Origin of the sequence: Rhizobium fabae (assembly GCF_003985135.1) — a bacterium.
Taxonomy (GTDB): Bacteria; Pseudomonadota; Alphaproteobacteria; order Rhizobiales; family Rhizobiaceae; genus Rhizobium; species Rhizobium pisi.
Map to the genome: position 1 here is coordinate 345,471 of NZ_ML133646.1, position 24,681 is coordinate 370,151.

At 61.6% G+C, this 24,681-nt stretch carries 19 protein-coding genes; 3 read left to right on the forward strand and 16 right to left on the reverse strand.

Annotated elements, in window-relative coordinates:
- The first annotated feature begins 10 nt into the window (after positions 1–10).
- Together EFB14_RS04790 and EFB14_RS04795 are read left to right on the forward strand one after the other, a co-directional pair.
- Positions 11–1,813, forward strand: a complete 1,803-nt coding sequence (locus tag EFB14_RS04790; RefSeq protein WP_126823170.1) for an extracellular solute-binding protein — start codon at positions 11–13, stop codon at positions 1,811–1,813.
- 54 nt (positions 1,814–1,867) lie between these two features.
- Positions 1,868–2,539 carry a DsbA family oxidoreductase gene (locus EFB14_RS04795; RefSeq protein WP_126823172.1) on the forward strand — a complete coding sequence of 224 codons (672 nt, stop codon included), beginning with the start codon at positions 1,868–1,870 and terminating at the stop codon, positions 2,537–2,539.
- 31 nt (positions 2,540–2,570) lie between these two features.
- Here the strand turns inward: EFB14_RS04795 and EFB14_RS04800 are convergent, their stop codons facing one another.
- The 3 genes from EFB14_RS04800 to EFB14_RS04810 are packed head-to-tail and all read right to left on the reverse strand — an operon-like array spanning position 2,571 to position 6,860.
- Entirely contained in the window at positions 2,571–3,038 is a 468-nt protein-coding gene (locus tag EFB14_RS04800; protein ID WP_126823174.1) for an OsmC family protein, read from the reverse strand.
- A gap of 16 nt (positions 3,039–3,054) precedes the next feature.
- Entirely contained in the window at positions 3,055–6,558 is a 3,504-nt protein-coding gene (gene mfd, locus EFB14_RS04805) for a transcription-repair coupling factor (RefSeq protein ID WP_126823176.1), read from the reverse strand.
- Positions 6,555–6,860 carry an FAD assembly factor SdhE gene (locus EFB14_RS04810; RefSeq protein WP_126823178.1) on the reverse strand — a complete coding sequence of 102 codons (306 nt, stop codon included), beginning with the start codon at positions 6,858–6,860 and terminating at the stop codon, positions 6,555–6,557. The genes mfd and EFB14_RS04810 overlap by 4 nt, the downstream gene beginning before the upstream one ends.
- Before the next feature lie 92 nt (positions 6,861–6,952).
- Here EFB14_RS04810 and recG point away from each other — a divergent pair, with 92 nt between their 5' ends.
- A complete protein-coding gene (gene recG / locus EFB14_RS04815; RefSeq protein WP_126823180.1) occupies positions 6,953–9,058 on the forward strand; it encodes an ATP-dependent DNA helicase RecG in 2,106 nt (701 codons plus the stop codon).
- Between the two features lie 81 nt (positions 9,059–9,139).
- Here recG and EFB14_RS04820 read toward each other — a convergent pair whose 3' ends face one another.
- The 13 genes from EFB14_RS04820 to EFB14_RS04880 all read right to left on the reverse strand — a co-directional run bounded on the left by EFB14_RS04820 (position 9,140) and on the right by EFB14_RS04880 (position 24,675).
- Positions 9,140–9,847 (reverse strand): DUF502 domain-containing protein, encoded by a 708-nt coding sequence (locus EFB14_RS04820; protein ID WP_126823182.1) that lies wholly within the window; start codon positions 9,845–9,847, stop codon positions 9,140–9,142.
- A 135-nt stretch (positions 9,848–9,982) separates the two neighbouring features.
- Positions 9,983–11,809, reverse strand: coding sequence for a glutamine--fructose-6-phosphate transaminase (isomerizing) (glmS, locus tag EFB14_RS04825; protein WP_126823184.1), 1,827 nt, complete (start codon positions 11,807–11,809; stop codon positions 9,983–9,985).
- Between the two features lie 109 nt (positions 11,810–11,918).
- Positions 11,919–13,280, reverse strand: a complete 1,362-nt coding sequence (gene glmU, locus EFB14_RS04830; protein ID WP_126823186.1) for a bifunctional UDP-N-acetylglucosamine diphosphorylase/glucosamine-1-phosphate N-acetyltransferase GlmU — start codon at positions 13,278–13,280, stop codon at positions 11,919–11,921.
- A 163-nt stretch (positions 13,281–13,443) separates the two neighbouring features.
- Entirely contained in the window at positions 13,444–14,229 is a 786-nt protein-coding gene (locus EFB14_RS04835; RefSeq protein ID WP_126823188.1) for a FadR/GntR family transcriptional regulator, read from the reverse strand.
- Between the two features lie 13 nt (positions 14,230–14,242).
- Complete coding sequence (gene yjfF, locus EFB14_RS04840) at positions 14,243–15,211, reverse strand: galactofuranose ABC transporter, permease protein YjfF (protein ID WP_126823190.1); 969 nt, start codon at positions 15,209–15,211, stop codon at positions 14,243–14,245.
- Positions 15,208–16,221, reverse strand: a complete 1,014-nt coding sequence (locus EFB14_RS04845; RefSeq protein ID WP_126823192.1) for an ABC transporter permease — start codon at positions 16,219–16,221, stop codon at positions 15,208–15,210. The genes yjfF and EFB14_RS04845 overlap by 4 nt, the downstream gene beginning before the upstream one ends.
- Complete coding sequence (ytfR, locus tag EFB14_RS04850; RefSeq protein ID WP_126823194.1) at positions 16,218–17,741, reverse strand: galactofuranose ABC transporter, ATP-binding protein YtfR; 1,524 nt, start codon at positions 17,739–17,741, stop codon at positions 16,218–16,220. Before ytfR ends, EFB14_RS04845 begins: the two co-directional genes overlap by 4 nt.
- Before the next feature lie 118 nt (positions 17,742–17,859).
- On the reverse strand, positions 17,860–18,822 hold the full coding sequence (ytfQ, locus tag EFB14_RS04855) for a galactofuranose ABC transporter, galactofuranose-binding protein YtfQ (RefSeq protein ID WP_126823195.1): 963 nt from the start codon (positions 18,820–18,822) through the stop codon (positions 17,860–17,862).
- 142 nt (positions 18,823–18,964) lie between these two features.
- Positions 18,965–20,041, reverse strand: a complete 1,077-nt coding sequence (locus EFB14_RS04860; protein WP_126823197.1) for a BMP family ABC transporter substrate-binding protein — start codon at positions 20,039–20,041, stop codon at positions 18,965–18,967.
- Positions 20,042–20,094: 53 nt separating this feature from the next.
- Positions 20,095–21,015 (reverse strand): ABC transporter permease, encoded by a 921-nt coding sequence (locus EFB14_RS04865; RefSeq protein WP_126823199.1) that lies wholly within the window; start codon positions 21,013–21,015, stop codon positions 20,095–20,097.
- Positions 21,012–22,097 carry an ABC transporter permease gene (locus EFB14_RS04870; RefSeq protein ID WP_126823201.1) on the reverse strand — a complete coding sequence of 362 codons (1,086 nt, stop codon included), beginning with the start codon at positions 22,095–22,097 and terminating at the stop codon, positions 21,012–21,014. The genes EFB14_RS04865 and EFB14_RS04870 overlap by 4 nt, the downstream gene beginning before the upstream one ends.
- Positions 22,087–23,655 (reverse strand): ABC transporter ATP-binding protein, encoded by a 1,569-nt coding sequence (locus tag EFB14_RS04875; protein ID WP_126823203.1) that lies wholly within the window; start codon positions 23,653–23,655, stop codon positions 22,087–22,089. Before EFB14_RS04875 ends, EFB14_RS04870 begins: the two co-directional genes overlap by 11 nt.
- A 39-nt stretch (positions 23,656–23,694) precedes the next feature.
- Positions 23,695–24,675 (reverse strand): quinone oxidoreductase family protein, encoded by a 981-nt coding sequence (locus EFB14_RS04880; protein ID WP_126823205.1) that lies wholly within the window; start codon positions 24,673–24,675, stop codon positions 23,695–23,697.
- Positions 24,676–24,681: the final 6 nt, after the last annotated feature.

Below are 24,681 nucleotides of genomic sequence, written 5' to 3' on the forward strand. Positions count from 1 at the left end.
GGATTGCCGAATGCTCCGGATCGTCGTCCCCCTCGTCCTGTCGCTGCTGTGCGGCACTGTTGCTGCAGAACCGCTGCACGGCATAGCGATGCATGGCGAGCCGGCATTGCCGCCCGATTACAAACACTTCCCTTACGTCAACCCGGATGTGAAAAAGGGCGGCAAGATCACCTACGGTGTCGTCGGCACCTTCGACAGCCTCAACCCGTTCATCCTGAAAAGCATGCGCACGACGGCGCGCGGCATGTGGGATCCGGACTATGGCAATCTCATCTACGAATCGCTGATGCAGCGATCGAGGGATGAGCCCTTCACGCTCTACGGCCTGCTGGCCGAGACGGTGGAGTGGGACGACGACAGGACCTTCGTCCAGTTCAACCTCAATCCGAAGGCGAAATGGTCGGATGGCCAGCCGGTGACGCCCGAAGACGTGATGTTCACCTTCGAATTGATGCGCGACAAGGGCCGCGTCCCCTTCTCCAACCGACTTAACGTCGTCGCCAAGATGGAGAAGGTCGGCGAGCATAGCGTGCGCTTCACCTTCAACGACAAGGCCGACCGCGAGACGCCGCTGATCTTCGGCCTTTTCCCGGTGCTGCCAAAACATGCGATCGATCCCGAAACCTTCGACCGCACCTCGCTGACGCCGCCGGTCGGATCCGGTCCCTACAAGGTGAAGACGGTGAAGCCCGGTGAGAGCATCACCTATGAACGCGACCCGAATTACTGGGGCAAGGACATTCCCGCCAAGGTCGGCACCGATAATTACGATCAGATCACCGTGCAGTATTTCCTGCAGGACACGACGCTGTTCGAAGCCTTCAAGAAAGGCGATGTCGACATCTATCCAGACGGCAATCCCGGCCATTGGGCCAATGCCTACAATTTCCCCGCCGTCACCTCGGGCGCCGCGGTCAAGGACGTGTTCACACCTAAACTGCCAAGCGGCATGCTCGGCTTCGTGTTCAACACGCGCCGGCCGATCTTTGCCGATCCCAAGCTACGTGAAGGGCTGTCGCTGGTGTTCGATTTCGAATGGGCGAACAAGAACCTCTATTCCGGCGCCTACAAGCGCACACAGAGCTTCTGGCAGAATTCCGAGCTGTCGAGTTTCGGCGTTCCCGCCAATGCAGCGGAGCTGGCTCTGCTCGGGCCGATCAAGGATAAAATCGCGCCCGATATTCTCGACGGCACCTATAAACTGCCTGTTACCGACGGCTCCGGTCGTGACCGCGATGTGCTGAAACAGGCGGTCGGGCTGTTGAAGCAGGGTGGCTATACGATCCAGGGCGGTAAAATGGCCGATGCCTCCGGCCGCCAGCTCGCCTTCGAGATCATGACGCAGAATGCCGACCAAGAGAAGCTCGCCGTTGCCTACCAGCGTTCGCTGCAGGCGATTGGCATCGCCGCGTCGATTCGCACCGTCGATGATTCGCAATATCAGAGCCGGACGAATAGCTTCGACTACGACATGATCATGAAGTCCTATACATCGTCGCTCTCTCCCGGAAACGAGCAGCTCGGCCGCTGGTCTTCGGCTGCGCGCACGCGCGAGGGTACGGACAGCTTTGCCGGCGCCAACGATCCCGATCTCGACACACTGATCGACCACGTATTGCGGGCGCGCTCGGCCGAGGATTTCACCGCGGCGGTGCGCTCCTACGACCGACTGCTGCTTTCCAGCCATTATGTGCTGCCACTCTATCATATGGACCAGCAATGGGTTGCCCGCAGCAAGCGCATCGGCCATCCCGACACAGTGCCACTCTACGGCTACCAGCTGCCGGTATGGTGGGATGCGAGCGCGCAGTAGCAGGTCGCCGAATTACCTCCCCTCGGAGGCACACCAAAAGCAAGGAAAATCATTATGGAGCGTATCACCGTCGACGTCGTCTCGGATGTCGTTTGCCCCTGGTGCTATCTCGGCAAGGCACGGCTGGAGCTCGCCATTGCCGAAGTGCAGGATGAGATCGGCGTCGACATCAACTGGCGGCCGTACCGACTCAACCCCGACTATCCCAAGGAAGGCGTCGACCAGAAAAAGGCGCTGGCGCAGAAACTCGGCGGCGAGGAACGCGTGGCGCAGGCGCACAAGATGCTTACTGACCTCGGCCGAGAGGTCGGTATCGCCTTCGATTTCGAAGCGATCAAGATCGGCCCGAACACGCTCGACGCCCATCGGCTGGTGCACTGGGCAATGATCGAGGGTCGCGAGAAGCAGGACACGGTCGTCACCGCGCTGTTCAAGGCGAATTTCGAGGAAGGCCGCAATGTCGGCGACCACGGGGTGCTGCTCGATATCGCCGAAAAGGCCGGCCTCGACCGCTCGGTCATCGCCTCGCTGCTTGCCTCCGATGCCGATAGCAATCTGATCGTCGCCGAGATCCAGGCAGCGCAGGAAATGGGCGTCAACGGCGTGCCGTTCTTCATCTTCGATCAGCAGTATGCCGTCAGCGGCGCTCAGACACCTGACGTGCTGGCGAACGCGTTACGCGACATCGCCAAGGCGAAGGCCGAGGCGCGATCGGGGCTTAACTGACGGACGGCAAGGCTCGATAACGGCCTCAGCTCTAACCCAGAACCGGAACGCAGCGCACCTCGGTTTTCACCGAATTGGCGATAAAACATTCCTCATGGGCGCGGTGATGCAGCGCTTCGAGCTCGCTCAGCGAGGGCTGCTTCTCACCACCGAAGACGACATGCGGCCTCAGCGTCACCACGGTCATGGCAAGACGCCCCTCGGCATTCTTCTCCATGATACCTTCGGCGGCATCGGTGTAGCTGTTGACGCAGAAGCCCAGTTTCGCGGCGATCGACAGGAACCAGAGCATGTGGCAGCTGGAGAGCGAGGCGACGAAGGCCTCTTCGGGATCGACTGCATCCTCGGCCGAATAAGGCAGCGGAACGACATGCGAGGAAGAGGATGCCCTCACCTCGACGCCGCCGTCGAAGGTCCAACGGTGGACGCGGCTGTAGCGGTTGTCGATGAAGGTCTCGCCGTGGCGCTGCCAGGCGATCGTTGCGCCGTATTTTGCCATCTCCCTCTCCTTCCCTCTATTTCGTCAATTCAGCCAGCTGCGTCATGATGACCGCGGCACCTTGCAGACGTTTTTCCGGCGTCGGCAGGTCGCGTGTCAGGAACAGGCTATGATCGGGGCGGATCTTTGCCATCGTGCCCTGTTTGCCGATATAACCGACGAGGTTGGCCGGGTTGGGGAATTCCTTGTTGCGGAACTGTACCACGACACCCTTCGGGCCTGCATCGAGCTTTTCGACATTGGCGGTGCGGCAGAGCGACTTGATGTAGACGATCTTCAAAAGATGCTGGACTTCGATCGGCATCGGGCCAAAGCGGTCGATCATCTCGGCGCCGAATCCGTCGATCTCCTTGAGCTCGGTGATTTCGCCGAGACGGCGGTAGAGCGCCATGCGCAGATGCAAGTCCGGCACGTAATTGTCGGGAATCATGACCGTCGTGCCGACCGAGATCTGCGGCGACCAGCCGGTATCGTGGATCTCGTCGACGCCCTTGACCTCAGCAACCGCCTCTTCCAGCATCTGCTGGTAGAGCTCGAAGCCGACTTCCTTGATATGGCCTGATTGCTCCTCGCCGAGCAGATTGCCGGCGCCACGGATATCAAGGTCGTGGCTCGCCAGCTGGAAACCGGCGCCGAGTGTATCCAACGACTGCAACACCTTGAGGCGGCGTTCAGCGGTTGAAGTCAGTACCTTGTTGACCGGCAGCGTGAAGAGCGCGAAGGCGCGCACCTTCGAGCGGCCGACGCGGCCGCGCAGCTGATAGAGCTGCGCAAGGCCGAACATGTCAGCGCGGTGGACGATCAGCGTATTGGCTGTGGGCACGTCGAGGCCGGATTCGACGATGGTTGTGGACAGCAGCACGTCGTAGCGGCCCTCATAGAAGGCATTCATGATGTCTTCGAGTTCGCCGGCCGGCATCTGGCCATGGGCGACGGCGACCTTCAGCTCAGGCACATCCGATTGCAGGAAGGCATGCACATCCTCCAGATCGGCAAGGCGCGGGCAGACGTAGAAGCTCTGGCCGCCGCGATAGTGCTCACGCATCAGGGTCTCGCGGATGACGAGGCTGTCGAAGGGCGAGATGAAGGTGCGCACCGCCATGCGATCGACCGGCGGTGTGGTGATCAGCGACAGTTCGCGCACGCCGGTCATGGCAAGCTGCAGCGTCCGCGGGATCGGCGTCGCCGACAGCGTCAGCACGTGGACGTCGCTCTTCAGCTCCTTCAGCCGCTCCTTGTGCTTGACGCCGAAATGCTGTTCCTCGTCGATGACGAGCAGGCCGAGATTGGCGAATTTGATGCCGGCGCCGAGCAAAGCATGGGTGCCGACGACGATATCGGTCTTGCCGTCCGCCACTTCCTTCTTGGTCAGCGCCAGCTCCTTGGCGCCCACGAGACGCGAGGCCTGCTGGATACGCACCGGCAGCCCCCGGAAACGCTCGGAAAAGGTCTTGAAATGCTGGCGGGCGAGCAATGTCGTCGGCACGACGACGGCGACCTGGGCGCCGTTCATCGCTGCGACGAATGCGGCGCGCAGTGCTACTTCGGTCTTGCCGAAGCCGACGTCGCCGCAGACGAGACGGTCCATCGGCCGGCCGGCGCCGAGATCGGAGCGCACCGCCTCGATGGCGTTATCTTGGTCTTCGGTCTCGTCATAAGGGAAACGGGCCGCAAATTCGTCATAAAGGCCTTCGGGCGTCGTCAGCATCGGCGCGTGGCGCGTCAGGCGCTCGGCGGCGATGCGGATCAGCGCATCGGCCATGTCGAGCAGGCGCTTCTTGAGCTTGGCCTTGCGCATCTGCCAGGCGCCACCGCCGAGCTTGTCGAGCTGGGCTTCAGTGCCCTCGCCGCCGTAGCGCGAGAGAAGGTCGATGTTTTCGACCGGCAGGAAAAGCTTGGCGTCGTCGGCATATTGCAGCTCGAGGCAGGCATGCGGGGCGCCTGCCGCCTCGATGGTCCTCAGCCCGATGAAGCGGCCGATGCCATGTTCGGCATGGACGACGATCGAGCCCTCGTCGAGGCCGGCAACCTCCGAGATGAAATCGGCGGCGCGTTTGCGGCGCTTGGAGCGGCGCACCATGCGGTCGCCTAATATATCCTGCTCGCCGATGACGACGAGGTCGCCGGCCTCGAAACCGGATTCGAGGCTGAACACGGCAGCGGCCGCCTCGCCTCTTGCCAGCGAGCCGACATCCTTCAGCGCCTCGACCGGCTTCACCTTTTCCAGGCCGTGCTCGTTCAGCACCTGCAGCAGGCGCTCCAGCGAACCTTCGGTCCAGGCGGTGACGAGCACCTTCGCCCCGGCGGCGCGACGATCGGCAATATGCTTGACGACGACGTCGAAGATATTGACGCGTTCGGCATCGCCGCCGCCCTCGGCATTGGAGCGGGCCCAACGCTGGCCCTGGCGGGCGTCGACATTGACGACCCGCCGCGCTTCGCCCTCGTGCTCGTTGAAGGGGCTGATGCGGATCGCGCCGAGCGCGTCGAGGGTTTTGACGAAAAGCTTGCTGTCGAGATAGAGCTGGCCCGGCGTCACCGGCTTGTAGGGCGTGCCCTGGTTCATCTGGCCCTTTGTCGGCTGGCCGGAATTCAGGCGGGCGTCGTAATAATCGAGGACGAGCTTGGAGCGCTCCTCCGCCGCCTCACGCACCGTATGGTCGGTGACGAGCCGAAAGCCGCTGAGATAATCGAAGACGGTATCGAGCTTCTCGTAGAAAAGCGGCAGCCAGTGCTCCATGCCGGGGTAACGGCGGCCCTCGGAGACGGCGAGGTAGAGCGCGTCGTCGCGAGTGGTAGCACCGAAGGCCGAGAGATAATTCTTGCGGAAGCGGCTGATCGTATCCGGTGTCAGCGTCACTTCGCTCATCGGGTTGAGATCGAGGGAACGTACCTGCCCCGTCGTGCGCTGGCTGGCGGGATCGAAGCTGCGGATGCTCTCCAGAGTATCGCCGAAGAAATCGAGGCGGACCGGCTCTTCCGAGCCCGGCACGAAGACATCGAGAATGCCGCCGCGCACGGCATATTCGCCGACTTCTCTGACGGTTGCGACGCGCTCGAAGCCATTACGCTCCAGGCGGCCGGCGAGATCGTCCATGCGCAGCTGGTTGCCGGGACGGGCCGAAAAGCTCAGGCTTTCGATGACATCCTGCGGAGCCACCTTTTGCAGCATTGCATTAGCGGTGACGAGCACGATTGCGGCATGTGGCTTCTTGCGATGGGCGATGAGGCCGCCAAGTGCCGCAAGCCGGCGGGCCGAGGTATCGGCGCTCGGCGAGACACGGTCATAGGGCAGGCAGTCCCAGGCCGGCAGGCTGAGAACCGGAATATCGGGAGCGACGAAGCCCAGCATCTGTTCGAGATCGGCCATGCGATGGCCGTCTGATATGATATAGGCGACCGGCTCTCCCGTGCGGGCAAGCTCGGCGAGCAGCAGCGTTTCGAGACCTGCCGGCACATTGCCGATCGTCAGCGGCTCGGCAATGGCCGCAAGCTTCTTCGCATCGAAACCAGGGATCATTCCGGCGTCCTGAGGGGCTTGTCGAAATCGGGCTTGTAGGCGGCGAGGCGTGCAAACATCGGCGTCTGGAAACGCTCGGGCACCGGCCATGTTCCCATGACCCAGCGGACGAGGTCATTGTCCTCTTCCGCCATGATCGTCTCGAACTCGTCGAGCTCGGCTTCCGAAAGCGTCGCGATCTCGGCCTCGGCGAACTGGCCGAAGACCAGATCCATCTCGCGGATGCCGCGATGCCAGCAGCGGAAAAGGATCCGGCGGCGGCGCGGGTCGAGACCGGCACTCGTGAGCGTGACACCTGTCATGGCATTACCTTCCTGTTGATGCGCCTCTATAGACCCTCGAAAGCGGCTTGTCAGCCTTGCCAAGGCCGCATTGTTCATCGCATTTTGCCCGCATGCGCCCCGCCATTCTCGATCCTTTGTTTTCCCCCATTTCGGGCCTTCCGGGCGTCGGCCCGAAGATCGCCGAACTGCTGGTCAAGCTGCTTGGGCGCGAGACGGCGGAAGATTGCCGGGTCATCGACCTGCTCTTTCACGCACCCTTCTCGCTGATCGACCGGCGCAACCAACCGGGAATCGCCCGCGCGCCGCAGGGCGCGATCGTGACGATCACGGCGCGTGTCGACCGGCACCAGGTGCCGCCACGCGGCAAAAGCAATATCCCCTACCGGGTCTTCCTGCATGACGAGACCGGCGAGCTGACGCTGGTCTTCTTCCGGGGACAGGCGGCTTGGCTGGAAAAGCAGCTGCCTGTTGACGCGGAGGTGACCGTCAGCGGCAAGATCGACTGGTTCAATGGACGCGCCTCGATGGTGCATCCCGACTATATCGTCAGGGCCGACGAGGCGGAGACCCTGCCGCTCGTCGAGCCGATCTATCCGCTGACAGCAGGGCTTTCACCGAAGACGCTGCGCAAGATCATCGACGCCGCCCTGCCGCGTTTTCCCGAACTGCCGGAATGGGTCGATGTCGCGCTGACGCAGAGAGAGGGCCTGCCGTCGATCCGCGACAGCTTCCATATGCTGCACGAGCCGCGCGACCCCACGGACATTGACCCGCAGGCCCCTGCCCGGAGACGGCTTGCCTATGATGAGTTCCTTGCCGGCCAGCTGTCGCTGAGCCTGGTGCGGCAGAGGCTGCGCAAGGTGGCGGGCCAGCCCGTGCATGCGACCGGCGCCCTCAGCAGCAAGATCCTGAAAACCTTGCCCTTCTCACTCACAACAAGCCAGAACGAAGCGATCGCCGAGATTTTGAAAGACATGGCCGGAACCGATCGCATGCTGCGGCTGCTGCAGGGCGACGTCGGCTCCGGCAAGACGCTGGTGGCGCTGATGGCGATGGCGGCGGTGATCGAGAGCGGCGGCCAGGCTGTGCTGATGGCGCCGACCGAAATCCTGGCGCGGCAGCATCACGCGACGATCTCGAAATTCGCCGCTTCCGCAGGGCTCGGCATCGAGGTGCTGACCGGGCGCACCAAGGGACGCGAACGGGAGGACATCCTGGAGCGCATCGCTTCCGGCGCGGCGCAAATCATCATCGGCACGCATGCCCTGTTCCAGGATAGCGTCGCCTATGCCAATCTGATGCTTGCCGTCGTCGACGAACAGCATCGCTTCGGCGTGCATCAGCGGCTGCGGCTGACTGCCAAGGGCATCTCGCCACATATGCTTGTCATGACGGCGACGCCAATCCCGCGCACACTGGTGCTTGCCGCCTTCGGCGACATGGATGTCTCCAAACTCACCGAGAAACCGGCCGGCCGCAAGCCGATCCAGACGATCACCGTGCCGATGGAGCGGACCGGCGAAATCGTCGGGCGGCTGCAGGGCGCGATCGCCGAGGGCAAGAAGGCCTACTGGATCTGCCCGCTGGTCGAAGAATCCGAAGAGCTTGACCTGATGTCGGCCGAGGAACGGCATGCGACACTCGTCTCCGCGCTCGGTCCCAATATCGGCCTGATCCACGGCCGCATGAACGGGCCGGAGAAGGACGCAGCGATGATGGCGTTCAAAAACGGCGAGACCCGGCTTCTCGTCGCCACGACAGTCGTCGAGGTCGGCGTCGACGTGCCGGATGCGACGATCATGGTGATCGAACATGCCGAACGCTTCGGCCTGGCGCAATTGCACCAGCTGCGCGGCCGCGTCGGGCGCGGCGACGAGGCCTCGACGTGCATCCTGCTCTACAAGGGGCCGCTCGGCGACACCGGCCATGCAAGGCTCTCGATCATGCGGGAGACGGAGGATGGCTTCCGCATCGCCGAGGAGGATCTGAAGCTGCGTGGCGAAGGCGAATTGCTCGGCACACGGCAATCCGGCACGCCAGGCTTCCGCATCGCCAGCTTGGAAGCACATGCTGATTTGCTTGAGATCGCCCGCAAGGATGCCGCCTATCTCATCGAGCGCGATCCCGAACTGACGAGTGAAAGAGGACAGGCGATTCGCACCCTGCTCTATCTCTTCCGCCGCGATGAGGCGATCCGGTTTCTGAGAGCGGGATAAAGCGCGCCGCGGCGCGCTTTAAGTCTTTGTTCTATGCATGTCGTTTCCCCAAAACCGCGGAACACTTTTGGGCGACATGCATCAGTCCGCCTTGGAAACCGCGACCGGCTTCGGCCGCGCCAGATGCTTCTGCTTCGGCCCGGCGTGCATGTGTTCCGGCGCCACGAGGCCGCCTGAAATCAGGAACTTGGCGGCATCTTCCGGCGACATGTCGAGCATGACGATCTTTTCGCGCGGCACGAAGACGAGAAAGCCCGCCGTCGGCACCGGCGTCGGCGGCAGGAAGACGGCGACCATATCCTGGCCCATGGCATTGAACTTCGAAGCGATCTCGCCCTTGGCGTCGGTGGCGATGAAGACCAGCGCCCAGAGGCCCGGACCCGGATATTCGATGAGGCCGACCTTCTTGAAGGAGTTCGCCTGCTCCTTCAGCACGGTCTCGAAAATCTGCTTCACGCTTCTGTAGATCGTGCGCACCAGCGGCATGCGCTGGACGACCGATTCGCCGAACCGGACGATGCTCTGGCCGATGAGGTTTTTGCCGAGAAAGCCGACAACGGTGATCAGCACCACTGCGATCAGCAGGCCGAAACCGGGAATGGCGAAATTGAGATAGCTTTCGGGGTTCCAACGCGCCGGAATATAAGGCCTGACCCAGCTGTCCGACCAGTGGATGAAGGTCCATGTCAGCCAGATCGTGATCGCGATCGGTGCGCAGATAATCAGGCCCGCGAGAAAATTATTCCTCAGCCGAGTCGCGACCGGCATTCTGGGGGTGTTGTTGGTCATCGTTTCCTGATGAGCTCCATCTCAGTCGTGGACAGGCCGGAACGCCGGCCCTTCCCCCTTGTCCGCAGACCAAAATTGCCAGAATTCGGCGCGCCGCACAACACGTTTCGGCGCGCCCATTCCAGCCCAGGAGGCTTATTCCACCGTTACGGATTTCGCCAGGTTACGGGGCTGATCGACATCGGTGCCCATGAAGACGGCCGTGTGATAGGCGAGCAGCTGGATCGGCAGCGAGAAGATCATCGGCGCGATAATTTCATCGACGACAGGCAGGATGATCGTTGCCATGGTCGGCAGTTTCGAGGCTGCCGCGCCGGCTTCATCGGTGATGAAAATGATGCGGCCGCCGCGGGCTGCGACCTCCTGCATGTTCGAGACGGTCTTGTCAAAGAAACGGTCGAAGGGAGCGATGACGATGACAGGCATGTTCTCGTCGATCAGTGCGATCGGGCCGTGCTTCAATTCGCCGGCGGCATAACCTTCGGCATGGATATAGGAAATTTCCTTGAGCTTCAGCGCGCCTTCCATCGCAAGCGGGAAGCTGGTGCCGCGGCCGAGATAGAGCACGTCCTTGCACTTGGATAGCTCGCGCGACAGGCTTTCCATCTGCGGCTGGATAAGGTTCAGCACACGGCTCATGATGCGCGGCATTTCGGCGAGATGCCGCACCAGCGCCCTCTCCTCATCGGCGCTCACTGTACCGCGCGCCTTGCCGGCGCCGATCGCCAGCGATGCCAGCACGGCAAGCTGGCAAGTGAAGGCCTTGGTCGAGGCGACACCGATCTCAGGCCCGGCCATGATCGGGAAGATGGCATCGGATTCGCGGGCGATCGTCGATTCACGGACATTGACGACGGCGCCGATCTTCAGGCCGTTCTCGCGGCAATAGCGCAACGATGCCAGCGTATCGGCGGTCTCGCCCGACTGCGAGATGAAGAGTGCGGCCTGCGACGGCGAGAGCGGCATTTCGCGATAGCGGAATTCGGAGGCGACATCGATCTCAACAGGCAGGCGGGCATAACGCTCGAACCAGTATTTGCCGACGAGGCCGGCGAGATAGGCAGTGCCGCAAGCCGAGATCGCCAGGCCGCTCGCCGCCTTGAAGTCGATCGCGGCGGCATTCGTGCTGATCGTGTTCTCGGCGAAATCGACATAGTGGCTGAGCGCGTGGGAGATCACCTCCGGCTGCTCATAGATTTCCTTTTCCATGAAATGGCGATGGTTGCCCTTGTCGACGACATAGGCGGTCGCCTGCGAGATCTGGCGGGCGCGCTTGACCGGCTTTCCGGTAAAATCGAGCACTGAGACCCCATCGCGGTTGATGACGGCGCAATCGCCGTCGACGAGATAGGTGATCTCGTTGGTGAAGGGCGAAAGCGCGATCGCATCCGAGCCAAGGAACATCTCGCCGCGACCGTAGCCAACAGCGAGCGGCGGGCCGGAACGGGCGGCCATAATCGTGCCCGGATCGGCCTTGAGCATGACGGCGAGCGCGTAGGCGCCGGTCACCCGGTTCAGCATCTTCAGCATGGCGGCGCGCGGTTCCAGGCCTTCACGCAGGTATTTCGCCATCAGATGGGCGACGACCTCGGTGTCGGTCTGGGTCTCGAAGACCGATCCCTCCTCCGTCAATTCGTCGCGCAACTCGGAGAAATTCTCGATGATGCCGTTGTGGACGACTGCCACACCTTCGACGAAATGCGGATGGGCATTGGTCTCATTGGGAATGCCGTGGGTCGCCCAGCGCGTGTGGGCAATGCCGATGGTGCCGGGCAATGGTTCGGCGTCGAGGCGCTTCTCCAGATTGAAGAGCTTGCCCTCGGCACGGCGGCGATCCATCACGCCGTCATGGATGGTGGCGACGCCGGCGGAATCGTAGCCTCGATATTCAAGACGCTTCAGCGCATCGACCAAGCGCCCGGCAACAGGCGCAGTTCCGATGATCCCGACAATGCCGCACATGCAATTTCCTCATAAAGGCTTCGATAACGAGGCCAGTCCTAACGATTCCCGCTTATTTCTCAATCACCTCGGCGGTCACTTTCAATTTCCGCCGGTTACGCAAGGCCGGTCAGGCTTTCGCCTTCTTCGCCGCCTTGATGGCGAGCGCGCGTTCGCGCAGCAGCGTCGCACGTCCCGGTTTGATTTCCTGACGGGCGCGCCCGAGCGCCAGCGCATCGGCCGGTACGTCGACGGTTATGACGCTGCCGGAGGCGATATAGGCGCCGTCGCCGATGGTCACTGGCGCGACCAGCGAAGAGTTCGAACCGATGAAGGCGTTTTCGCCGATGACTGTCTCGCTCTTGTTGACCCCGTCATAATTGCAGGTGATCGTGCCGGCGCCGATATTGCTGCCGGCGCCGATGACGGCATCACCGATATAGGTCAGGTGGTTGACCTTCGCGCCCTCGCCGAGCCGGCCGTTCTTGACCTCGCAGAAATTGCCGACCTTCGAGCCGTTGCCGAGATCGGCACCCGGCCGCAGCCGCGCGAAGGGGCCGACAGTCGCGCCCCCACTGACATGGGCGCCCTCGATATGCGAGAAGGCATGGATGACCGCGCCGCTGTCGATCACTGCGCCAGGACCGAAGACGACATTCGGCTCGATCAGCGCATCCTGGCCGATGACGGTGTCGTAGGAAAGAAAAACCGTTTCCGGGGCGATCATGCTGACGCCTGAAAGCATCATCTCGTGGCGGCGGCGCTCCTGCCAGAAGCGCTCTATGACGGCAAGTTCGGCGCGGTTGTTGCAGCCGGTCATCTCGATCTCAGGGGCATCGACGGCGGTGACGCGCCCACCGAGCGAACGGGCGATCTCGACGAGATCGGTCAGATAATATTCGCCCTTGGCATTGGCATTGCCGATGCGCTGGAGAAGATCGAGCGCCTTGCGGCCGTTGATCGCCATCAGCCCGCTGTTGCACCAGGTGACGGTGCGCTCGGCGTCGGTCGCGTCCTTCTCCTCGCGGATGGCGATGAGTTCACCGTTCTTGACGAGCAGGCGCCCATAGCCTGTCGGACGGTCGGTGTGGAAGCCGATGACCACGATATCACTACCATCGGCAAGACCCTGGCGGGCAGCCTTCAGCGGTCCATCGGTCTGGAGCGGCACGTCGCCATAGGTGACGAGGATGTCGTCATAGCCCTTGGCGATCGCTTCACGCGCCGCGAGCACCGCATGGCCGGTGCCGAGACGCTCCTTCTGCAGATAGGATTCAATCCCGACGCCGCCGATATCGGCCGCCTTCGCCACATCCTCGGCATCACGGCCAACGACGAGTGCGACGGACGAGATGCCGGCGGAGGCCACCGCCTCGACCACATGGGCGATCATCGGCCTTCCGGCGATCGGATGCAGCACTTTCGATTTCGAGGATTTCATCCGCGTGCTGTCACCGGCGGCAAGAATGACGGCAAGACAAGTGCGTTCCATGATTTGCTCCGCGAATCCGCGCCATGAGGCGGCTTTTCTGCCTCATACTGCATAATTTCGTAAATCGGAATCGATTTGAGGATTAAATTATGCGGCAATTCAAAGTGCTACAGCGTCCTTTGCGTGTGTAAGAGACACACAGCGCGGCAGATAAGCACAGCTTTTACAAAGGGGAAATTGCGGCCGAAATCGACCCTATGACCGCCTGGGAACCGCGGGCCGCGAAGGCCTCGCGCACATGATCGCGGCCGTCCACGATCACAACTTCCATGGCGCGGCGCGCGGCGGCGCTGTCGCCTGCAACAATCGCATCGACGATGCGCATGTGGGTGTCGGCGATATTGGCGAAACCATTTTCCGAGGGCGGCGTGCTCATGCGGAACATGCCGACAAGCGCCGCCTCGATGAGGCTGCCGAGTGTGCGCATGAAGGGATTATGCGAGGCTTCAGCGAGCGCCAGGTGAAAGCGCAGGTCGGCGAGCGCCAGGCTGTCGGCGGTATGACCGGCCGCCGCCATCTCAAGCGCCAGCTCGCGCAGCATTTCTATATCTTCCTCATTCGCCCGTTCGGCGACCAGACCGGCGGCGAAGGGCTCGACGGCGAGACGGATATCGTAAAGCTGCAGCAGGAACTCTTCTGTCACACCGTTGTCGAAATGCCAGGCGATGATCTCGCTGTCGAACATGTTCCAGAGGTTCTTCTCGGTCACGCGCGTGCCGACCCTCGCCTTGGCGACCACCATGCCCTTGGCGGCGAGCGTCTTCATCGTCTCACGCAGCACCGTGCGGGACACCTTGAAGCGTTGCGCCAGTTCGGTATCGCCCGGCAGGATCGAGCCGACGGGATAGGTGCCGGCGACGATCGCTTTGCCGAGTTCGTCGACCACTTGAGCGTGGCTCGTCCGGGTTCTGCGCCCTGTCTTGCGTGTCTCGATCAGTTTGTTGCGCAAGCGACCCGTCTCCTCAGGCATACCTCTTGTTCAGGCTGGAAAGGAACAGGATGGCTTTCTGCATCAGGATGAATGCAAACAGCAGAAGGCCGATCAGGATCTTGGTCCACCAGCTCGACAGCGTGCCGTCGAAGGTGATGTAGGTCTGAATAAGCCCCTGGATCAGGATACCGATCAACGTTCCCGCCACAAATCCCGCTCCTCCGGTCAGCAGCGTTCCTCCGATAACGACTGCCGCGATGGCGTCGAGCTCGACGCCGACTGCTGCAAGCGAATATCCGGCAGAAGTGTAGAGCGAAAATACGATTCCGGATAGGCCCGCCAGAAAACCCGACAGAGCATAGATCTGGATCGTCGTGCGACCGACCGGCACGCCCATCAGCCGCGCCGTCTGCGGGCCGCCGCCGAGTGCATAGACGTTTGTGCCGAAGCGGGTGCGGTGGGCGATGAAGACACCGGCGGCAAAGACCAGAAGCATGATGCCGCCGATCAGCGTCAGCCGTCCGCCGCCGGGAAGACGATAGTAGAGGCTCGTCAGCGTCGAATAATATTCGTGGTCGATCGGAATGCTGTCGATGGAGAGCACGAAGGCCATGCCACGCGCCAGGAACATGCCCGCAAGCGTGACGATGAAGGCCGGCATTTCGAGATAGTGGATGATCGCGCCCATGATGGCGCCGAAGGTGGTGGTGATGACGAGGACAAGTGCGAAGGCAAGCAGCGGATGGATCGACGTTTTCTGAAGGATGACCGCCAGGAAGACCCCGGTGAAGGCGATGACCGAACCGATCGACAGGTCGATGCCGCCTGAGATGATGACGAAAGTCATACCGACGGCAGCAATGCCGAGAAAGGCGTTGTCGGTCAAAAGATTGCCGATGACGCGCGTCGACAGCATGTTCGGATATTGCAGCGTGCAGCCGGCATAGGCGAGCACGAAGATGACAATGGTCGCAAGCAGCGGCAGATATTTGGAGTTCATTTCGGCTGCTCCATAACGCCCTGCCGGCGGCTGGCGAAGACGGCGAGCGATTGGACCGCCGGAGACTGGATGACGAGGATCACGATGATGATGACCGCCTTGATGATCAGGTTGAATTCGGGCGGGAAACCGGATGACAGGATGCCGGTATTCACCGCCTGGATGATCATTGCGCCAATCAGCGATCCGAGAATGCTGAAGCGACCGCCGAGCAATGAATTGCCACCGACGACGACGGCCAGGATAGCGTCGAGTTCAAGCCAGAGGCCGGCATTGTTGGCGTCGGCGCCCTTGATATCGGCTGCGACGATGATGCCTGCAATCGAGGCGCAGAGGCCACTCAGCATATAGACGGCCATCAGCAGCACCGGCGTCTGAATGCCCGAGAGCGTGCTGGCGCGGCGATTGATGCCGACGGCCTCGATCAGCATGCCGAGCGCCGTGCGGCGAACAAGCAAGATGACGAGCAGGCCGACGAGCAACCAGATGACGACGGGCATCGGCAAGAGGGCCATGGAGCCGCTGCCGAAGAAGGTCAGGCCGTCATTGTTGAAGGTCAGGATGGCGCCTTCGGTGATGAGCTGTGCGATGCCGCGGCCGGCGACCATCAGCACCAGCGTGGCGATGATCGGCTGGATATTGAGGACAGCCACCAGGAAACCGTTCCAGACTCCGCAGGCAAGTCCGATCGCCAAGGTCAGGAAAATTGTGTAAGAGACTGAACTTCCTGCGACAATTGACGATGCAGCGACGGCGCCGCAGATGGCGATGACTGCGCCGACGGAAAGGTCGATGCCCTTGGTGGCGATCACCAGCGTCATGCCGATCGCCAAGAGCGCCACCGGCGCGCCGCGATTCAGCACGTCGATCAGGCTGCCGTAGAGGCGTCCGTTTTGAACCACAACATTAAAAAACTGGGGCGACGTTATGAAATTCAACAAAAGAATGACAACGAGCGCGATCAATTGCGGCGCCAGGCGATAGGCCAGCGCGTTCAGCGAGGACCTCATGCCTCCTCCATCTTATGCTCGGCGGCGGCGATGGCTTCGACGATGCCGGCGGCCGTGATACGTTCGCCTGTGAGTTCGGCGATATGTTGCCTGTCGCGAAGTACGATGACACGTGAACTATAGGCGACAAGCTCTTCAAGTTCCGATGAAATCACGATCAGCGACATTCCATCGGCGCAGAGTTTTTCGATCAGCCGGATGATCTCGGCATGGGCGCCGACATCGATGCCGCGGGTCGGTTCGTCGAGGATCAGAAACTCCGGATTGGTCGCCAGCCAGCGGGCGAGGATCGCCTTCTGCTGGTTGCCGCCGGAGAGCAGCCGGATCGGCTTCTCGCGATCGGTGGTGCGGATATCGAGCGCCTTGATGTAACGATCGGCGAGCGCATTCTGCTCCGCGCGCGAGAGCGGCCGTGTCCAGCCACGGCGGGCCTGCAGGGCGAGCGCAATGTTTTCCCGGATCGACAGGTCGCCGATGATGCCATCGGTCTTCCGGTCTTCGGGGCAGAAGCCAAAGCCTTTTTCGATTGCTGCGCGCGGACTTGAAAGCGTCACAGCCTGGCCGTCGATCGTGGCACTGCCGCTATCGGCATGTTCGATGCCAAAAAGGAGTTCGGCGGTTTCCGTGCGGCCGGAGCCGAGCAGCCCAGCGACGCCGACCACCTCTCCGGCGCGCACCTCAAGATCGAAGGGCTTGACCTTGCCGCGTTTGCCGTAGCCTGCGAAACGGTATCGGACATCGCCCGCAGCAACGCTGCGTTCCCTGGCGGCCTCTTCGACATGCGCCAGTTCGCGGCCGAGCATCATGGCAATCAGGCCCTGGCGCGGCAGATCGGCGGCATCGCGGGTGCCGACAAGCTTGCCGTTGCGCAGCACGGTTATGCGATCGCTGATCGCATAAACCTGCTCGAGAAAATGGGTAATGAAGACGATGCCGAGCCCGCGTTTCTTCAGATCCTCGATAATGCGGAAAAGCAGCTCCACTTCGTGGCTGTCAAGGCTTGCCGTGGGCTCGTCGAGGATTAGCACCTTGCCGGAGAGATCGACGGCACGAGCGATGGCCACCACCTGCTGGACGGCGACGGAGAAACGGCTGAGTTCGGCTGTGACGTCGATATCGATGCCATAGCCGGCAAGCAGATCGCGCGCCTTGCGGTTCATCGCGCGGATGTCGGTCATGCCGAAGCGTCTCGGCTGGCGTCCGAGAAAGAGGTTCTCGGCGACGCTCAGATTGGAAAGGAGGTTGACCTCCTGGTAGACCGTGCCAATGCCGAGCTTCTGGGCGGCAAGCGTATTGGCCGGATTGATTTCCTGGCCGTCCAGCGTCAGGCTGCCGCCGTCACGATGGTAGGCGCCTGTAATGCACTTGATCAGCGTCGACTTGCCGGCTCCGTTCTCGCCGAGCAATGCATGAACCTCACCACGGCGCAGCGTGAAATCCACCTTGTCCAGGGCGACGGCGCCGGGGAAGAATTTCGATATGCCGGAGGCTGCGAGAATATTCTCGAAATTTTGAACCATGAGGGCTGCGGTTTCCTGATATTGCGCCTTACGCCTGTGCCAAAAAAGGGCATGACGCCCTGATGGTACCGGCAGTTCCGCACCGGCCCATGATGGACCGGTGCGGTTCCAGGTTTAATCAGTAGCCCTGGCCCTTCTTCTCTTCATAGACCTTCATCGGGTCGTCAGCAGGCGTGTAGAGCTTGGACTCGGTCTGGATCCACTTCGGCGGAGCCTTCTTGTCCTTCAGATAGGCGTCGAGCGCATCGAAGGCCGGGCCTGACATGTTCGGCGTCAGCTCGACCGTGGCATTGGACTCGCCTTCGGACATAGCCTTGAAAATGTCCGGCACGGCGTCGATGGAGACGACGAGGATATCCTTGCCGGGCTTCAGACCGGCTTCCTTGATCGCCTGGATGGCGCCGACGGCCATATCGTCGTTATGGGCATAGAGCGCGCAGATATCCTTGCCGCCATTCTCGGCCTTCAGGAAGCTTTCCATGACTTCCTTGCCCTTGGTGCGGGTGAAGTCACCGGTCTGGCTGCGAACGATCTTAAGGTTGTCGTGGCCGGCAAGAGCCTCTTCGAAGCCCTTCTTGCGGGCGATGGCCGGCGACGAACCGGTCGTGCCCTGCAGCTCGACGACATTGCACTTCTTGTCGCCAACGGCCTTGACCAGGAAGTCGCCAGCGACCTTGCCTTCGTGGACCAGGTCCGACGTAACCGCCGTCAGGTAGAGATCATCGGGAGCCTTGATGGTACGGTCGAGAAGGATGACCGGAATCTTGGCTTCCTTGGCTTCCTTGAGAACGTCGTCCCAGCCGGTTTCAACAACAGGAGCAATGAGAATGGCATCGACGCCCTGAGCAATGAAGGAGCGCAGAGCCTTGATCTGATTTTCCTGCTTCTGCTGCGCATCGGCAAACTTCAGATCAATGCCACGCTTCTTGGCCTGCTCCTTGGTTACGGTCGTTTCAGCCGCACGCCAGCCCGATTCCGAGCCGATCTGCGAGAAGCCGACGGTCAAGCCGCCAGCCGAAGCCGAACCGAACATGCAGGCAGCAAGAATCGTGGCACTCAAAAGTGCAGTCTTCAATTTCATGATTTCCTCCCAATGCCGCATCTCGCGGCGCAGGGTCAAAAAATCATATAGTATTACTTTTGTAAATCGGAATCTTCGCAAGCACCGGGAAAAAAAGAGCGCCCACAAGGGGCGCTCTTCGCAACTGCGAATTGAGTGCTATTTATTGTGCCGGCAGCTTGTCGTCGACGCCTTCGACATAGAAATTCATGCCGAGAAGCGTGCCGTCATCGGCCTTCTCGCCGGCCTTCAGCCAGGGCGTTCCGTCCTGCTTGTTGATCGGGCCGGTGAAGGGATGCAGTTCGCCTGATTTGATATTGGCTTCGGTTTCCTCGGCCATTTTCTTCACGTCGTCGGGCATGTTGGTATAGGGCGCCATCTTCAGAATGCCGTCCTTCAGGCCGTCCCAGCTCTGCTCGGACTTCCAGGTGCCGTCCAGAAGCGCGTGAACACGCTTGGAGTAGTAGTTACCCCAGGTATCGACGATCGCCGTCAGCTGAGCCTTCGGGCCGGCTGCAATCATGTCGGAGGCCTGGCCGAAAGCATGGATGCCGCGTTCTTCGGCGACCTGCATCGGCGCTGTCGTGTCGGTATGCTGCGTCAGCACGTCGACACCCTGGTCGATCATCGCCTTGGCGGCATCGGCTTCCTTGCCGGGATCGAACCAGGTGTTGACCCAGATGACCTTCAGCTTGAAGCTCGGGTCGATCGACCTTGCGCCCTGCTCGAAGGAGTTGATGCCCATCACGACCTCGGGAATCGGGAAAGAAGCGATGTAAGCAGCGCCATGGTTCTTCGAGGTCTTGGCGGCGATCTGGCCGAGGATGTAGCGGCCTTCATAGAAACGCGAGTTGTAGGTCGCAAGGTTCGGGCCGGACTTGTAGCCGGTGCCGTGCTCGAACTTGACCTTCGGGAACTTGGCGGCGACCTTCACCGTCGCATCCATGAAGCCGAACGAGGTCGTGAAGATCAGCTTGCAGCCGGAACGGGCAAGGCGCTCGATGGCGCGCTCGGCATCCGGGCCTTCCGGTACGTTTTCGAGGTAAGGCGTGTCGATCTTGTCGCCGAACTCCGCCTGGACCTGCTGGCGGCCGAGATCGTGCGCCTGCGAATAACCGCCGTCGGTATGCGAGCCGACATAGACAAAGCAGACCTTCGTCTTGTCCGCGGCCCCAGCGGCGGAGGAGATGCCGATCACGGCGGCAGCCGATGCGGCTAGGGTGAATGCTAACTTCTTCATGGTGACCCCTGTTGGTTTGAAGTTATTCCGGAAACCCGTCTTATGTTCTTGTTCTATCGCTCCGGTACGAAGGCTTTTCCAAGCGACGCGGGCGTATTGATCAACGTCGTGCGCCGATTATGGGAAATGATGATGAGAACCACAATAGTCGCGGCATAGGGCAGCATCGAGAGGAACTGTGAGGGAATGCCGAGACCGAAGGCCTGCGCGTGAAGCTGCAGGATCGTGACCGCGCCGAAGAGATAACCGCCGGCGAAAACCCGCCACGGCCGCCAGGACGCGAAGACCACCAGCGCCAACGTGATCCAGCCGCGACCGGCCGACATGTTTTCCACCCATTGCGGTGTATAGACGAGTGAAAGCTGCGCGCCGGCAAGACCGGCACAGGCGCCGCCGAACATCACCGCTAGATAGCGCGTGCGGATGACATGAATGCCGAGCGCATGGGCCGAACCGTGATTGTCGCCGATCGCCCTGAGCTTGAGCCCCGTCCGGCTGCGGAACAGGAACCAGCTGACGGCGAACACCAGCGCGATCGACAGATAGAAGATCAGATCCTGCTTGAAAAGAACCTGACCGATGACCGGAATATCGGACAGAACGGGAATGACGATCTCTTCGAGCCGGATACCGGGCACGCTGACGAAGGGTTCGCCCAACTGGCCGGATGCGCCAAGACCGAGAAGGGTCAGCGCCAGACCGGTTGCCACCTGGTTCGCCACCAAGGTCAGCGTCAAGAAAGCGAAGAGCAGCGAGAAAAGCGCGCCGGCGACGATGCCGCAGATAATGCCGACATAGGGCGAGCCCGATATCTGCGCGCCGGCGAAAGCGGCGACCGCGCCCATGATCATCATGCCTTCGACGCCGAGATTGAGGACGCCGGAGCGTTCCGTCACCAATTCGCCAAGCGCCGCGATGACGAGCGGCGTGGAGGCGGTAATGACCGTCAGGAGAATGGCTTCGAAGATGCTCATGCGGCACCGCCCCTTACCCGCGACCAGATGATGCGGATTTTGTAATAGATCAGCGTATCGCAGGAGAGCACGAAGAACAGCAGCAGACCTTGGAAGACGCGCGTGACCTTGTCCGAAACGCCGATCGAAAGCTGCGCCGCCTCACCGCCGAGATAGGTCAGCGCCAGCACCAGGCCCGAGGCGATGATGCCGAGCGGATTGAGGCGGCCGAGGAAGGCCACGATGATGGCGCTGAAACCATAGCCCGGCGAGATCGCCGGCTGCAGGTGGCCGATCGAGCCGGAGACCTCGCAAATGCCGGCGAGACCGGCGAGCGCGCCGGAGAAGAGGAAGCTGAACCAGATCATCTTCTTCGAAGAGAAGCCGGCGAAGCGCCCTGCCCGCTCCGACTGGCCGAGCACGACGATCTCGAAGCCCTTCAGCGTATACCGCAGCATAAACCACACACCGATCGCCGCGACGATGGCAAAGGTGAAGGCCCAATGAGCCCGGCCCGATTCTTCCCAGATCGCCGGCAGCACCGCCTCCGGCGCGAAATCGCGAGAGACGGGAAAGTTGAAACCCTTCGGGTCGCGCCAGGCGCCGCGAATCAGCCAATCGAGGAAGAGCTGGGCGATATAGACCAGCATCAGCGACGTCAGGATCTCGTTGGTGTTGAAATGCGCTTTCAAAAGCGCCGGAACGGCCGCGAAAAGCGCGCCGCCGAGTGCACCAGCGATCAGCATCAGCGGCAGCACGAGCGGCGAATGCCAGTCGTAGAAGACGATCGGCAGATAGGAGCCGGTAATGGCGCCGATGGTGAACTGGCCTTCGGCGCCGATATTCCAGTTGTTCGAGCGATAACAGACGGCAAGGCCGACGGCGATCAGGATCAGGGGTGCGGCCTTGATCGCCAGTTCGTGCAGCGACCAGACCTCGAGCAGCGGCTCGACGAAGAAGGCATCCAGCGCCTCGACCGGATCCTTGCCAAGCATGGCGAACATGATGGCGCCGAATATCAGCGTCAGGACGAGGGCAAGGAGCGGCGAGACGACGCCGAAGAGCTTCGAGACGTCGGGGCGTTTTTCAAGTTCAATGCGCATGGACTGCCTCCGCGGCAGAACCGCTCTCATGCAAGCCGCCCATCAGCAGGCCGATCTTTTCACGCGTCAGTTCGCTCGCCGGGAACGGCCTGGAAAGGCGGCCTTCGGAGATGACGGCGATATCGGTCGCCACTTCGAAGATCTCGTCCAGGTCCTGGCTGATGACGACGACGGCCGAACCGCTTCTTGCAAGATCGACCAGGGCCTGGCGGATGCGGCTTGCCGCCCCGGCATCCACACCCCAGGTCGGCTGGTTGACGACCAATACCGCCGGCTGGCGGTCGAGTTCACGGCCGACGATGAATTTCTGCAAATTGCCGCCGGAGAGCGAACCGGCGGCCGGATCATCACCGCTCTTGCGGACATCCATGGCCTCGGAAATGCGCCTTGCGGCGGACTTCACCGCGCCGTGGCGGATGATGCCGAGCAGGCCGAGAAACGCCTTGCGGTCCGACTGGCTGCGGGCAAGGACGAGATTGTCCGACAGTTTCATGGCCGAGACGGCGGCATGGCCATGACGCTCCTCCGGCACGAAACCGGCGCCGAGAAGGCGGCGGGCGGTAATTCCCTGATTGCCCACCTGCCTTTTGCGGATGACGATCGCCTCTGCCGAGGCGACCGGATATTCGCCGGAGAGAGCATCGAAGAGTTCGCTCTGCCCGTTGCCCGCGACACCAGCGATGGCAAGGATTTCGCCCGAGCACACCGTCATCGACACATCACGCAGCGGCATGGCGAAAGGCGTGCGCGCCGCGACGGAAAGGTTCGCGACGGCAAGTTGCACGTCACCCTTGTCGCTGCGCTCCGGATGGGTAACGGCCGCCACCTCGCTGCCAACCATCATGCGGGCAAGCGAGGCCGGCGTTTCCCGCTTCGGATCGCAGGCTCCGGTCACCCGGCCGTGGCGCAGAACGGTCGCCCGGTCGCAGATGCGCTGCACCTCTTCCAGGCGATGGCTGATATAAAGCACGGAACGTCCCTCGGAGCGGAGCTTGAACAGTGTCTCAAACAGCCTGTCGGCCTCCTGCGGCGTCAGCACCGAGGTCGGCTCGTCGAGGATAATCAGCTTCGGGTTCTGCAGCAGCGCGCGGACGATCTCGATGCGCTGACGCTCGCCGACCGAGAGATCGGCGACATGGGCATGAGGATCAAGCGGCAGGCCGTAGGCGACGGACAGAGCCCTCGCCTCCTCGGCGATCCTGTCGATCGGGATGGCGTCATCGAGCGACAGCGCGATATTTTCGGCAACCGTCAGCGCCTCGAATAGAGAAAAATGCTGGAAAACCATGCCGATGCCGAGCTTGCGGGCTTCGCCTGGCGAAGTGATCGAGACCGGCTCGCCGTGCCAGAGGATTTGTCCGGCCGTCGGTTCCAGCACACCAAACAGCATCTTTACCAGCGTGGATTTGCCTGCGCCGTTTTCGCCGAGAAGCGCATGAATTTCGCCCGGCGCAATATCAAGATCGATTTCATTGCAGGCAGCAAAGCTGCCGAAAAATTTGGTCAACTTCTGGACCGATAACAACGCACCGGAATCCGGTACATTCAATGGCGACACGTTCCCCTCATTTCTTCTGCCAACCGGTCCGTTCGGATCTCATGGAATCAGCAGCGTCGTTCCTGTTGTTTTTCTTGCTTCCAGATCCGCGTGAGCCCGCCCAACCTCACGCAGCGGATAGGTTTGATTGACATTGATACGCACTTTGTTGCTTTGCACAACATCAAATAGCGCGTTTGCACTGTCGATCAGTTCCTGGCGGGCGGCGATATAGGTGAAGAGGGTTGGCCGCGTTGCAAAGAGCGAGCCCCTCTGCGCCAGCGCCGAAAGGGTGAAATTCTCGATCGGCCCGGAGGATTGGCCGAATGAGGCAAAAAGACCGCGCGGCTTCAGGCAGTCGAGCGACTGTGGAAAAGTGTCGCGGCCGATCGAATCGTAGACGACATCCACGCCCTTGCCGCCTGATATCTCGCGGACACGGCCGACGAAATCTTCACTCTTGTAGTTGATCACATGGTCGTATCCATGAGCAAGCGCCAGCTCGACCTTGTCCTCAGAGCCCGCAGTGCCGATGACAGTGGCGCCAAGCGCCTTTGCCCATTGGCCGGCGATCAGCCCGACGCCGCCGGCCGCGGCATGGAACAGGAGGACGGTTTCCGGACCGACTTTGAAGGTGCGGTTGAGCAGATATTCGGCGGTCATGCCCTTCAGCATCATCGCGGCCGCCGTTTCGAGCTTTATGCCGTCCGGCACATGGACGAGATGCCGGGTCTCGATGTTGCGTTCGCTGCTATAGGCACCATCGGCGCTCGCATAGGCGACACGGTCGCCGACCTTGAAATCCTCGACGCCAGGACCGACCGCCGTCACGGTGCCGGCGCCCTCCTTGCCGGTGACGAAGGGCAGTTGCGGTGCCTTGTAGGTGCCGTTGCGGAAATAGACGTCGATGAAATTGAGGCCGACCGCCGCCTGCCTGATCTGCACCTCACCCACAGACGGTGGCGGAAGATCGACATCGACATAGTCGAACACCTCCGGCCCGCCCGTCCTCGAGAATGAAACCGCCTGTGTTTTCGTCATCTTGCC

Coding starts and splice junctions, on each gene's coding strand:
- EFB14_RS04820 (WP_126823182.1), bottom strand. CDS start 9,847: ATGACCAACAACACCCCCAGAATGCCGGTCGCGACTCGGCTGAGGAAT.
- ytfR (WP_126823194.1), bottom strand. CDS start 17,741: ATGGTTCAAAATTTCGAGAATATTCTCGCAGCCTCCGGCATATCGAAA.
- yjfF (WP_126823190.1), bottom strand. CDS start 15,211: ATGAACTCCAAATATCTGCCGCTGCTTGCGACCATTGTCATCTTCGTG.
- EFB14_RS04880 (WP_126823205.1), bottom strand. CDS start 24,675: ATGACGAAAACACAGGCGGTTTCATTCTCGAGGACGGGCGGGCCGGAG.
- glmU (WP_126823186.1), bottom strand. CDS start 13,280: ATGGAACGCACTTGTCTTGCCGTCATTCTTGCCGCCGGTGACAGCACG.
- ytfQ (WP_126823195.1), bottom strand. CDS start 18,822: ATGAAATTGAAGACTGCACTTTTGAGTGCCACGATTCTTGCTGCCTGC.
- glmS (WP_126823184.1), bottom strand. CDS start 11,809: ATGTGCGGCATTGTCGGGATCATCGGAACTGCGCCTGTTGCCGGGCGC.
- EFB14_RS04870 (WP_126823201.1), bottom strand. CDS start 22,097: ATGCGCATTGAACTTGAAAAACGCCCCGACGTCTCGAAGCTCTTCGGC.
- EFB14_RS04865 (WP_126823199.1), bottom strand. CDS start 21,015: ATGAGCATCTTCGAAGCCATTCTCCTGACGGTCATTACCGCCTCCACG.
- mfd (WP_126823176.1), bottom strand. CDS start 6,558: ATGATCCCTGGTTTCGATGCGAAGAAGCTTGCGGCCATTGCCGAGCCG.
- EFB14_RS04790 (WP_126823170.1), top strand. CDS start 11: ATGCTCCGGATCGTCGTCCCCCTCGTCCTGTCGCTGCTGTGCGGCACT.
- EFB14_RS04810 (WP_126823178.1), bottom strand. CDS start 6,860: ATGACAGGTGTCACGCTCACGAGTGCCGGTCTCGACCCGCGCCGCCGC.
- EFB14_RS04860 (WP_126823197.1), bottom strand. CDS start 20,041: ATGAAGAAGTTAGCATTCACCCTAGCCGCATCGGCTGCCGCCGTGATC.
- EFB14_RS04795 (WP_126823172.1), top strand. CDS start 1,868: ATGGAGCGTATCACCGTCGACGTCGTCTCGGATGTCGTTTGCCCCTGG.
- EFB14_RS04845 (WP_126823192.1), bottom strand. CDS start 16,221: ATGAGGTCCTCGCTGAACGCGCTGGCCTATCGCCTGGCGCCGCAATTG.
- EFB14_RS04800 (WP_126823174.1), bottom strand. CDS start 3,038: ATGGCAAAATACGGCGCAACGATCGCCTGGCAGCGCCACGGCGAGACC.
- recG (WP_126823180.1), top strand. CDS start 6,953: ATGCGCCCCGCCATTCTCGATCCTTTGTTTTCCCCCATTTCGGGCCTT.